The following is a 12,318-nucleotide window of genomic DNA, read 5'->3' as shown; positions in this document are numbered from 1 at the left end:
CGACTCCCACATTAGTGTTCATAAATGGTTGAGATGACGGCCAGGAGAATCAAACCGGCACCGATATACCCTAAAAATGAAAAATATTCTCCCAACAGAACATATGCTGCGCAGGCAGCAACTACCGGTTCAAGGGTTGCAACGATGGATGCCTTGCCTGCCTCCAGGTATTTAAGGCCCTTATAATAACAAAAATTGGCCAGGAACGTGGAAAAAAATGAACACGCTATCAAAGCCGCCCAGGCAAGGGGGGTCTTGTGAACAAAGGTTACAAAGGGAAAGACGCCCAGGGCACCCAGGGGTAGCACCCATAAAAACAGGTTCGCGGAGGAATACCGGCTGGAAAAGTATTTTCCAATGGTGTAGTAAAGGGAATAGCAAAACCCGGATGCCAGTCCCGACAGGATGGCCATCCATCCCAGGGAGGTGTTGCCCTGGGAATTACCCCCGGTTTTTGATATTAAAAACACCCCCAGCATCACCAGGGTGACGGACAGCAATTTTATCACGGTCAATTTTTCTTTATATATAAAGAAAGAACAGATCACCACCCAGGCAGGTGCTGTATACAGCAAAACCGATGCAAAGGCGGCCCCGCCGGTTTTTACGGCAAATTGATAACAGATATAAAACAGGGTGATCCCCAGCAGGGCAAACAGGACAAACAAGGGAATATCCTGTTTATACAAATGGGTTTCCTGCCGGATAACTGCCTGGGTGCCAAAACAGATCCAGGTCAATAAAGCCCGCCAGAACGCCACTTCCATGGGCCCGATCCCCTGGGAAAAGGCAAGGCTTGAAAAAATCCCGATAAGTCCCCAGAGCGTGGCCGCAGATATGATAAAAAGGTAACCAATAAACATACACGTATTAATATCAGGAAAACCCGGGTTTGAAAATCAAAATAGAAATGCCCGGCTGATTTTACATGAAATCAAAACCAGTTGGACCGATAAAATAACGCCCCTATGTTAGGGGTCAGGCTTGTGTTATTGTGCTTTTGGCAACAGACTGTAATAGCGAAGAAATTCAGCAAAAGCGTCAATAACGCAAGCCTGACCCCTAACATAGGTCTACTCGCCCAGGTAGGCGGCCCTTATTTTCGGATTGGCCAACAGGGACGTTGAATCATCCTCAAGGGTGATCTGGCCGGTTTCAACCACATAGCCCCGGGTGGCTGCCTGAAGGGCAAGGTTCGCGTTCTGTTCCACCAGCAGGATCGTGGTGCCGTCTTCCTTGTTGATCCGGTCAATGATATTGAAAATCTGCTGGACAATGATGGGGGCAAGCCCCAGGGAGGGTTCATCCAGCAGGAGAACTTTGGGTTTGGTCATCAGGGCCCTTGCGATGGCCAGCATCTGCTGTTCCCCACCGGAGAGGGTACCGCCCTCCTGGTTTTTTCTTTCCCCCAGGATGGGAAACATCTCATAGGCTTTCTGGATATCTTTCAGGATCTCATCGGTGTCCTTCCGGTAAAAAGCACCCAGCCGGAGGTTTTCCATCACCGTCAACCGGGGAAAAATTCTTCTGCCTTCCGGAACCTGACAAAGCCCCAGAGTGGGAAGCTTTTCCGGCAACAGCGTGTTGATGACCTGTCCCTTGTAAATCACCTGGCCTCGTTCCGCTTTAACAATACCGCAAATGGTCATGAGGGTCGTGGATTTTCCCGCGCCATTGGCCCCGATAATGGCCACCACTTCTCCGGGGTATACTCGAAGGGAAATGCCTTTTAAGGCTTTAATGCTGCCATAACCGGAATGGACGTCTTTTAGTTCAAGAATGGGGTCTGTCATCTATCCCTCCCTTTCTTCGGACCGGGTTCCCAACCGCTTGGCAGGCAGCAGTCCTTCCGGCCTGAACAGCATCATCAGGACCATGACAGATCCAAATGCCAGCATTCGATACAGCTCAAACTCCCGGAACAACTCCGGCAGAACAATCAATGCTGCCGCACCTAAAATAATTCCCGGAATGGACCCCATACCCCCCAGCACCACCATGCAGAGAACCATGGCAGATTCCAGGAAAGTAAAACTTTCCGGGCTGACAAACTTCATTCTCGCGGCAAAAAAGGCCCCGGCGAATCCGGCAAACATCCCCCCCATGGCATAGGCCAGGAGTTTATAAATAAAGGTATTCACGCCCATGAGTTCTGCTGCTGTCTCATCTTCCCGGATGGATTCCCAGGCCCGTCCCACCCGGGAAAAATTCAGGCGATGCACACAGAGAATGGTCACCACGGCAAGCCCCAGGGCCACATAATACAGCAGCCACAATTTTTTCAGCCACAGGTGCTCCCAGGAAAATCCATCCGCAAAGGAAGGAAAGAAAATACCCGGCCGATTGATTCCCATGATGCCATTGGGCCCATTGGTCAAGGTCATCCAGTTATTCAGGATAATCCGGATGATTTCGCCGAATCCCAGGGTCACAATGGCCAGATAATCCCCCCGCATTCTCAGGGTCGGATATCCCACAATACAGGCAACCACCAAAGCCAATGCCCCGGAAACGGGCAGGCAGACCCAGAAGGGTATCCCGTAGTGAATATTGAACAGGGCATAGGTATACGCCCCCACGCCATAAAAGGCAATATACCCAAGGTCCAGCATGCCGGCCAGCCCCACTACCACATTAAGGCCCAGTCCCAGGCAGACATAGATGAGGACATTAATGGCCACATCCTGATGATATCGCCCGGTGAAAAGAGGGAAAAGCATCGCCAGCATCAGGCCAACCAGAAACCACCCCCAGACAGGCGGGACTTTTGCTGCCACAGCGCCCTTTGACCAGGCCGCGGACAATGGATTTTTCATGAGTTCCAGGTGACCGCTTTTGTTCATCAGGTATAAAATAAGACAGACGAAAGAGACCACCAGGAGATACAGCCATACAATCAGGGTTCGCTCAAAAGACAGGGTCCCGTCGGGATGAATGCCCAGAAGGGGCCACAGCAGTCCCAAAACCCATAACAAGCCCAGGGTATAGGGCTTCCATACTTTTTTAAACTCGTGTATCATCGACATTCACACCCATGATTCCGGTTGGTTTAAAATATAACACGGCAATTAAGATGATAAACGCAAACACGTCCTTGTATTGTCCCGAGATATATCCGGCACCGAAGATTTCCACCATCCCGATGATCAGCCCACCGAGCATGGCACCGGTAATATTTCCGATACCCCCCAGCACGGCTGCGGAAAACGCTTTGATGCCGGGGACAAATCCCATATCATACCGCACAGACCCGTAATAGAGTCCCACCATGATACCGGCGGCGGCGGCAAGGCCGGCACCGATGGCAAAGGTCAGGGAAATGATTCTGTTGCTGCCGATGGCGACCAGGGCGGACATGGTCTTGTCCTGGGCAGTGGCCCGCATGGCCATGCCCATTTTGGTCTTGAACACAAGGATATTCAATGACACAAGCAAGACAATGGTCATGGTTACGATCATGACCTGGAGATAAGAGATGGTCACCAGACCGAATTCCCAACCGCCATTGAACAGCTCGCCCGGATAGGGTTTATCAAACACCCCCTGGGTCAGCATCAATGCATTGGACAAAAAGATGGACACGCCCAGGGCAGACAACAGTGCGGCCAGTCTGGATTGATTCCGCAAGGGCAGGTATGCCACTTTTTCAACGCCCATGGCAAGGAAGGCGCAATACCCCATTGTTAACATAAAGGACATGCCCAGACAAATCCATGGATGGGTTTCCATGAGCCCACGGCCTGCAAAATAACTTAACAGGATCACCCCAACATAACCGCCTGCGGCAAAGAACTCGCCATGGGCAAAATTGATCAGCTGGATCACCCCGTATACCATGGTGTATCCCAGGGCAATCAAGGCATAGATGCCGCCAAGGGTGATGCCGTTTATCAACTGCTGAATAAAATAATCCATTCTTGTTTTTTATCCTTGAATGTCAGCATGTAAAAGCCGTATGAAGGGGGGGGTTCAACGCCATCATACGGCTTAAGCGGATTCTTGTCTTATTTCAGAACGCCTTGGGCCGGGGTCCAGTAAGGAACATAATCGCCGTTTTTAACCTGGAATGCGATATATGAGGATCCGGAATCTCCATTTTTTTCAAATTTCACATGCTTGGAGGCGCCGTCATAATCCAGCTTCATCATTTCGGCTTTTACTCGTTCAGGATCTGTGGAGCCGGCGGCTTTAATGGATTTTAACAATGCAATGGCGCCGTCATAGGCATAGGTTGCATAGGCACCGATTTCTCCGTATTTAGCGGTAAATATTTTTTCATATTTTTTATAGGCATCCGTGGTCTTGTCCGTATAGCCATAGGTGACATAGATCCCTTCAGCCGCTTGTTTCGCCACTTTCATAAAGTTGGGATGGAACATGGCATCGTTGGAAACGATCTTGGCTTTCAGGCCCATTCTCCGTGCCTGAATCGCCATGATACTTCCGGTGGAATGGTTCTGGAGGCTCATGTAGAAAATGTCTGCCCCTTTGGTTTTTGCCATGGTTAAAACAGCAGAAAAATCCTTGTCTCCCTGATTCACATGATCCCGGCCCACGATCTCTATTCCCATTGCTTCAGACGCTTTGGCCACACCATCTGCCAGGCCCTGGGAATAAGTGGTTTTGTCATCCAGGATAAAAATGGTTTTGGCTCCCAGGGCCTCTTTCATGAATTTTACGGCAGCCGGTGCCTGGGCATCATCTCTTCCGCACATTCGGAATACATAGGGGAGCCCCCTGTCCGTTACATCCTGGTGGGTGGATGCCGGGGTGATCACAATAATATCTTCTTCTGCCAGTGTTGCCGAAGCCGGAATGGTGGACGAAGAACAATACGCACCGATAACCCCGACCACTTCAAGGTTGATCAGTTTGTTGGCTGAGGCAACCGCCTGTTTCGGATCACATGCCGTATCCTGGGGGAAAAGCTGGATGGTGTCATACCCGGGAATACCCCCCTCATCTTCAATCACTTTGATGGCAGCGAGAACACCGTTTTTAATATCGTTTCCATCTGCGGCATAGGGACCCGTCAACGGACCCATGGAGCCGATTCTCAACGTTTTTGCAGAAACCGGACCAAACAGAAACGGCACCAGGATAAGACCCATTACCATCATTGACAACACTCTTTTTTTCATCTTTTTCTCCTTCACATTATGGGTTGGCAGGCTGACCAAGATACGCCTCAATTACCTTTGGGTTGTTCTGGATTTCATGAGAATCACCCTCAGCAATCTTAACACCATGATCAACACATACAATATGGTCGCACACGCCCATCACCACTTTCATGTCATGCTCCACCAGGAGCACATCAATACCCAAGTCTGATATGCGGGCAATGTCCTTCATTAACCTTGAGGATTCGCTGGGGTTCATTCCTGCAGCAGGTTCATCCAGCAGCAGCACCTGGGGGTTTGATGCGATGGCCCTTGCGATTTCAAGTCGTCTCTGGAGACCATAGGGCAGATTGGATGCCACGGTATCTGCGTACTGGTCAACCCCCATAAACTGCAATGCGTCCAGCGCTTTTTTTTTAATCTGGGCCTCTTCTCGTTTCTGTGAGGCGGTTCTCAAGATGGAACCGATGATACCCTTGTTGGACCGGCAGTGTCTTGCCACCATGGCGTTTTCCACTGCGGTCATGGCGGAAAACAAACGAATATTCTGAAAGGTTCTGGCAATCCCCCGTTTAAAAATCATATGCGGCCGTTTGCCCAGGATGCTCTCTCCGTTAAAGATCACATCCCCTTCCGATGCCTGATAAACCCCTGTAAGGACATTAAACACCGTTGTTTTGCCGGCACCATTGGGACCGATCAGCCCTATAATTTTTCCATTCCCAATGGTAAAACTCAAATCGGATAATGCCAGAAGTCCGCCAAACCGTACACTTATGTTTTTTAAATCTAATTGTGCCATACAGATCTCTAACCCGTTAAATTTTAAAAATTTATAACCAGTTTAAAAATCGTACCAATAGATGATGTTAGTTTCTGTAGCCCATATCCCCTGGGCTGTCAACCCAAATAAAATCAAACCCTGCAAGGAAGCGACCCGGTTCATCAACCCGGAACGAACCGCTTCAGAACCCGTTGAAAGCGGTTTCCACAACCAACGTCCGCCCTTTGTTTGTTTGTTTGATTTATTACCTTACAAAATATTTACATTTATATTGACATTATTCAAAAAGACCATTAAACTACACGAAACCTCACAAAAAAGGGATGCCATGCGACTCAAACCGACCCCAAACCAGCAAAAGGTGCTGGATTACCTGAAACAAAAAATTAAAGAGACCGGGACCTCTCCCAGTCTTCGTACGGCTGCTGCTGAACTTGCCATCAGCCATGCCGCGGTGGCCCAAACCCTGAAAGCCCTTGAAGACAAGGCCTATATCAAAAGGGAGGGCCGATACAGTCGGACCCTCCATATCCTGGATCATACCGGAGACTTACATATGGCGCAACGGCAGAAACAGGTCCCGATCATCGGCCACATCACGGCCGGGCTCCCCATGTATGCCCAGCAGGAATGGGAGGGCAGCATCCTGGTGGATGCGACCATCTTCCCGGGCCAGACCCTTTTTGCCTTGAAAATCCAGGGACAATCCATGAAAAATGCCGGTATTCTTGATCAGGACCTGGCCATTTGCGAGCCCCGGCAATATGCCCGGGACAAAGAAATCGTCGTGGCCCTGATCCACCATGAAGAGGCCACGGTCAAACGATTTTTCCTGCACCCGGATTGTATTGAGCTGCGGCCTGAAAACCCGGCATTCAACACCCAGAAATATACATTTGAAGACGTGTTGATCCAGGGCAGGGTCATTGGTATTGTCCGGGGCCCAAAGGGCATGGAAATATAGATGACAGCCCCTTCTGCATGCCAGCTTTTCGTCGGTACCAGCGGGTATTCCTATGGAGAATGGATCGATGCCGGATTTTATCCTGACGGCACCCATTCGTCCAATATGCTGGAAGCTTACACGCAAATCTTCCATACAACAGAACTCAACTACACCTGGTACCAGATGCCAAAAGCACCGGCCATTGAACGGATGTGTGCGAAAGTGCCGAAACACTTCAAATTTGCCGCCAAACTCACCCGGACCATGACCCATGAAATCAAAACCGGGGAATGGCAAAAACAAGTTCTGCTCTACCGCCAGGGCATAGCCCCGTTGCTCCGATGGGAAAAACTTTTGTGCATCCTCATCCAGCTTCCACCCTATTTCCGGCGAACCGTCCATTTCCGGCAGTATCTTGCCAGGCTTCTGGATGCGCTGTCAGGCCTGCCCGTTGCCGTGGAATTCCGGCATGATTCCTGGGCAAAGGACACGGTGTTTTCAGAACTTGAACGACGACATGTCACCCTGGTATCTGTGGATGTACCCGCGTTACCCGGCCTTTTCCCCCGGCTTGACGTGATCACCAACCCGGAGTTGTTTTATATCCGTTTCCACGGCAGGAACGCCAAAGGATGGCGATCCGGCATCATGCAAAAACAATTTGATTATGATTATGCCGACCAGGCGCTCAAGGAATGGGTCACCACCCTTCAAACCGCCATGATGCCCCAAGCCCGGTCCGGGGCTGCTTTTTTCAACAACCATGTCCGGGGGCAGGCCCCGAAGAATGCAGTAAGGCTCATGGACCTCCTGCTCACGGAAGGGTCCCGGCAAAAATCATGGACCGCGCCATCATCCATTTAAATATTGCCGATTTTGCCGTGGCCGTGGAAACCAACCGGCAACCCGCCCTCAAGGGATACCCACTGGTGATTGCCCCCCAGGGAGCCCCCCGGGCAGTGGTGTATGATATGAGTAATGAAGCCTACCGCCAGGGCATCCGGAAAGGCATGCCCCTGACCCGGGCCAGACGGCTCAATCAAAAAATCAAAATCCTCCCCCCCAGTTTCAACCGGTATGAACGGGTCATGAAAGACCTGATAAAAGAAACGATGACGTTTACCCCCCTGATTGAATCCGGCACCTCAGACGGCCATATATTTCTGGATGTCACCGGATCGGGAAGGCTTTTCGGCCCTTCTGTGGATGTGGCCTTTAAACTGAAAAAAGCCTTTAAAAAAACCTGTAATCTGGACCCCATCTGGTCTGTTGCCACCAACAAACTGGTGGCTAAGGTGGCCACCCGCATGGTCAAACCCGCCGGAGAGTATATTGTCGGCCCCGGGGAGGAAAAAGCATTTCTCGGCCCATTGCCCCTTCTCCTGATTCCCGGCCTTGGCAAAACAGCGCTGACCCGGCTCAAAGACTTTAATCTGTTTTGGGTGTTCCAGGCAAGGGCCCTTACCCTGGAACAGCTCCATGTTCCCTTTGATCACCGGGCACCCGTGATTTACGACCGGATCAGGGGGATTGATCCCACACCGGTGACAGCCCGTTGCGAATCCCATTCAACGATACGGGCAGACCATGAATTTGCCGACGATACCAATACCGCCAATTTGCTGAAAAAGGCCCTGTATCCCATGATCGAAAGCATCTGCCATACCCTGAGAAGCCGAAACCTTACCGGGGCTGCCGCACAAATGATCCTCACCTACTCAGACGGGCTGCAAACGGCTGCAACGGTGAAACTGGCCCCCGCCACTGCCAATGATATGGCCATGTTTAAAAAATGTATCCCCCTGTTGAACAAGGCCTGGACCCGGAGAATCCGCATCCGTCACATGCGCCTGATCTGTAAAAAAATTTCCTCGCCCCAGGTGCAGGCAGACCTCTTTGCGTCCAGAACAAAAGAGACAAAACAGGCTGACCTGATCCGGTCCATGGACCGGATCAGGGAAAAATTCGGCCGGCAGTCCATCCGGACCGGTTTAACCCTGACCAACACCCCCCCATACCAATGATTCCCTTAACCACCCGATCCCATTATTCGTTCATGTGGGGTACCGCCTCTGTAAAACAGCTTTGCCGCCAGGCAAAAGCCCATGGATATCGACAGCTTGCCCTCACCGATACCGACAACCTGTGCGGCATGTGGCAGTTTATCCACGCGTGCCGGTCCCAGGGGTTACAGCCGGTTATTGGTGCGGAAATCACAGACCCCCATACCGCCCACAGGGCGATCTGCCTGGTGAAAAATGATACCGGCTACAGCCACCTGACCCGCCTTATCACCCGGCGGCACAGGAATAAAACCTTTTCATTGAAGACCGATCTGCCCAGCCTTTCCAAAGGACTTGTGGTGTTAACCAAAAACCCGGATCTGTTGCCGTTCTGGCATGAAAACCAGGTGGATGTCGCAATCAATCTTACCCGGAATCCCCTGTCCCGGAACCATCCGTTATGTGTCACTGCCAGGCACTTGAACCTTCCCCTGGTGGCCACCCCGGGCAGTTTTTTTTTAAACAGGGAAGACGTCAATATCCACCGCATGCTCCGGGCCATTGAAAAAAAAACCTGTTTAAGCCGATTGCCCCAGAAGGACACGGCACCGGCGACCGCCTTTTTTGCCTCCCCGGATGTGTACCGGGAAAAATTCATCATCTGCCCCTCGGCCATAAAAAACAGTTTTGTCCTGGCAGAAAAACTGAACTTCCAGGGACCGGACTTTGGCATTGTCATGCCGCCCCTGAAAGAGGCGACACGGCTTCCTGCAGATCAGCTGTTATACAACAACACGTTACAGGGAGCCAAAATTCGTTATGGGACCCATCTGCCCGGCCCTGTCCGCCAAAGGATTGAACATGAGATGAATATCATCCGGCAAAAAAATTTCTGTGAATATTTCCTGGTTGTGGAACAAATTGTCAAAAAAGCGTCCCGCATCTGCGGCCGGGGATCGGGCGCAGCCTCCATTGTGGCCTATTGCCTGGGCATCACCAATGTCTGCCCCCTGAAACACCACCTGTATTTTGAACGGTTTCTGAACCTGGAAAGAACAGATCCACCGGATATTGACATCGATTTTGCCTGGGATGAAAGGGACGATATCTTAAACTGGGTATTAAAGACGTTTGACGGCCATGCGGCCATGGTGTCCAGCCATATCCTGTTCCAACCCAGGATGGCCGTCCGGGAGGTGGCCCGGGTCTTTGGGCTTCCCGAGGCGGAAATCAGCAAGGTCTCCCAACGGCTGCCCTGGTTCTGGAAACTCAATGAAACCGGGACAGATCTGCTGAACCGGATCCGGCACCAGCCTGAATTGGCGCTTCCGGCATTTCCCCAGCCCTGGCCCCAGATCATGGGGTATGCCCGGGCCCTCATAGGGACCCCAAGAACCCTTTCCGTCCACCCGGGCGGCATTGTCATCACCCCAGCCCCCATTGACACCTATGTGCCTGTTGAAACGGCTCCCAAGGGCGTGCCCATCATCCAGTGGGAAAAAGAGGGCGCCGAATCCGCAGGCCTTGTCAAAATAGATCTCCTGGGCAACCGAAGTCTCGGGGTGATCCGGGACTGCATCACCAGTATCCGGACAGACTCCGGACGATTCAATGACTTTAACCGCCTTGACCCGGAAGATGATGATGACACCCGGCGAACGGTTGCCCAGGGCAATACCATGGGCTGTTTTTACATTGAAAGCCCTGCCATGCGCCTGCTGCAAAAAAAATCCAAAGTAGGGGATTTTGCGCATGTGGTGATTCATTCTTCCATTATCCGGCCGGCAGCCAATGACTTTATCCAGGAATACATCAAACGGCTACATACAGGCATCTGGAAGCCCATTCATCCCCTTCTGGAAGATGTATTGGACGACACTTACGGCATCATGGTCTTTCAGGAAGATGTCTCAAAAGTAGCGGTAAAAATGGCAGGGTTCACCCATGCCCAGGCCGATGGATTAAGAAAGATTATCTCCAAAAAAGACAAGACATTGGAACTGGCAGATTATTATACCCGGTTTAAAAAAGGCGCCCTGGCCAACGGGGTATCCCCCCGAGACATTCAGTCGGTCTGGGACATGATCACCAGTTTTTCAGGATACTCTTTCTGCAAACCCCACTCGGCCTCTTATGCCCGGGTGTCTTTTCAGGCGGCTTACTTGAAAACCCATTATCCGGCAGAGTTCATGGCCGCTGTTATCAGCAACCAGGGGGGATTTTATTCCACGTTTGCCTATGTATCCGAAGCCAAACGGCTGAAGGTTCGCGTTTTCCCTCCGGATGTCACCCAAAGCGATATCCAGTGGAAGGGCTGCCAGTCCAAGCTTTGGGTGGGATTTCAGTCCATCAAGGACCTGTCCTTTACCACCATGGAAACCCTTGTGACCCAACGGAAAAAAACACCCTTTTCAAGCCTGGAGGACTTTTTTGACCGGGTCCGTCCCCGGGAAGACGAACTCCGTGCCCTGATCCACAGCGGCAGTTTGGACTCACTGGATCCGACGGGCAATCGGGCCGCCATTTTATGGGCCTTTGCCGCCTGGAAAAAACAAAAAAAAAAGACGGATCAGCCCCCCGCCTTGTTTGGTCCTGACGGGTCCCCGCCGGCCCTTCCCGACCTGCCGGCGGATAATCCCATTGAAACGCTTCGAAGAGAATTCACTGTACTGGGGTTTTTATGCGCCTGCCATCCCATTGTTCTGTTCAACGACATCCGCCGGCAGCACAACACGGTAAAAGCCCGGCACCTGCAAAAATTCATCAATAAAAAAGTCACCTTTGCCGGATGGCTTATCACCGGGAAAGTCGTCAAAACCAAACAGGGAGATCCCATGAAATTTTTGACCTTTGAAGATGAGACCGGTATAATTGAAACGGTTTTCTTTCCAAAGCCCTATGCCCTTTTCTGCCATATGCTGGATTATGGGAAACCCTACCTGCTGTATGGGACAATTAATTCAAACTGGGGTGCCATCACCTTTATCGTTGAAAGAACCCAACCCATGCCGTTGTTGACGAAAAAAACAGGGGAAGACACCCCCTCATCAAGGCACAGGAGTTGAACAACTCATTTTTATTACAACTATGTCATTTATTGCCAACACGACAAACGGTGGTTAGCTATAATGGACTGGGACCATCTTTTTTCAAGGCCCTTTTTATCCTTATTTAGTGCCTGAACGGAAACCCATGTTTGGACGAAAAGTTGCCCATATGCAAGGCGCAAGAAACTCTGAAACCGGAGTGTACTAATGTACATAAGGATTTCAGAGTTTTGCAGCAACGCAGCAGATGGGTGAGTTTTCGTCCAAACACTATTTATGACCAGACAGGTAGAAAGTGCCCTGAAAAAAGACGGCCCCATGTAAAATGGCCAACGCCGATAATTGCGTTACCCTCTATCAAGCCAAACTATGCTTATTAAGTCTCAATCTTACTCAATATAATTTTTAAGACATT

10 protein-coding genes are annotated in these 12,318 nt (G+C 50.9%); 4 read left to right on the top strand and 6 right to left on the bottom strand.

Going from position 1 to position 12,318, the window contains the following annotated elements; translation table 11 throughout:
- Positions 1-11 precede the first annotated feature (11 nt).
- The 6 genes from Q1Q15_RS04625 to Q1Q15_RS04600 all read right to left on the bottom strand — a co-directional run bounded on the left by Q1Q15_RS04625 (position 12) and on the right by Q1Q15_RS04600 (position 5,925).
- Complete coding sequence (locus Q1Q15_RS04625) at positions 12-863, bottom strand: DMT family transporter (RefSeq protein ID WP_300457159.1); 852 nt, start codon at positions 861-863, stop codon at positions 12-14.
- Positions 864-1,073: 210 nt separating this feature from the next.
- Complete coding sequence (locus Q1Q15_RS04620) at positions 1,074-1,793, bottom strand: ABC transporter ATP-binding protein (protein ID WP_300457157.1); 720 nt, start codon at positions 1,791-1,793, stop codon at positions 1,074-1,076.
- Positions 1,794-3,026, bottom strand: coding sequence for a high-affinity branched-chain amino acid ABC transporter permease LivM (gene livM, locus Q1Q15_RS04615; protein WP_300457155.1), 1,233 nt, complete (start codon positions 3,024-3,026; stop codon positions 1,794-1,796).
- Positions 3,004-3,915, bottom strand: coding sequence for a branched-chain amino acid ABC transporter permease (locus Q1Q15_RS04610; protein WP_300457153.1), 912 nt, complete (start codon positions 3,913-3,915; stop codon positions 3,004-3,006). Before Q1Q15_RS04610 ends, livM begins: the two co-directional genes overlap by 23 nt.
- A gap of 89 nt (positions 3,916-4,004) precedes the next feature.
- Entirely contained in the window at positions 4,005-5,141 is a 1,137-nt protein-coding gene (locus tag Q1Q15_RS04605; protein ID WP_300457151.1) for a branched-chain amino acid ABC transporter substrate-binding protein, read from the bottom strand.
- A 16-nt stretch (positions 5,142-5,157) separates the two neighbouring features.
- Positions 5,158-5,925, bottom strand: coding sequence for an ABC transporter ATP-binding protein (locus Q1Q15_RS04600; RefSeq protein WP_300457149.1), 768 nt, complete (start codon positions 5,923-5,925; stop codon positions 5,158-5,160).
- Positions 5,926-5,986: 61 nt separating this feature from the next.
- Between Q1Q15_RS04600 and lexA the strand changes: the two genes are divergently transcribed.
- Genes lexA through Q1Q15_RS04580 form a run of 4 tightly spaced genes read left to right on the top strand, consistent with a single transcriptional unit; the run spans position 5,987 to position 11,921 of the window.
- The gene (gene lexA / locus Q1Q15_RS04595; protein ID WP_300457147.1) at positions 5,987-6,871 is read left to right on the top strand and encodes a transcriptional repressor LexA; all 885 of its coding nucleotides are present in this window, start codon (positions 5,987-5,989) and stop codon (positions 6,869-6,871) included.
- The gene (locus Q1Q15_RS04590) at positions 6,872-7,717 is read left to right on the top strand and encodes a DUF72 domain-containing protein (protein ID WP_300457145.1); all 846 of its coding nucleotides are present in this window, start codon (positions 6,872-6,874) and stop codon (positions 7,715-7,717) included.
- A complete protein-coding gene (locus Q1Q15_RS04585; RefSeq protein ID WP_300457143.1) occupies positions 7,693-8,877 on the top strand; it encodes a hypothetical protein in 1,185 nt (394 codons plus the stop codon). The genes Q1Q15_RS04590 and Q1Q15_RS04585 overlap by 25 nt, the downstream gene beginning before the upstream one ends.
- Positions 8,874-11,921, top strand: coding sequence for a DNA polymerase III subunit alpha (locus Q1Q15_RS04580; protein ID WP_300457141.1), 3,048 nt, complete (start codon positions 8,874-8,876; stop codon positions 11,919-11,921). Before Q1Q15_RS04585 ends, Q1Q15_RS04580 begins: the two co-directional genes overlap by 4 nt.
- The last annotated feature ends 397 nt before the right edge of the window (positions 11,922-12,318 follow it).

The organism is Desulfobacula sp., from assembly GCF_030145145.1.
Classification (GTDB): domain Bacteria; phylum Desulfobacterota; class Desulfobacteria; order Desulfobacterales; family Desulfobacteraceae; genus Desulfobacula.
Note: the sequence above shows the minus strand (reverse complement) of the source record. Positions and strands in the feature narration are given on the sequence as shown.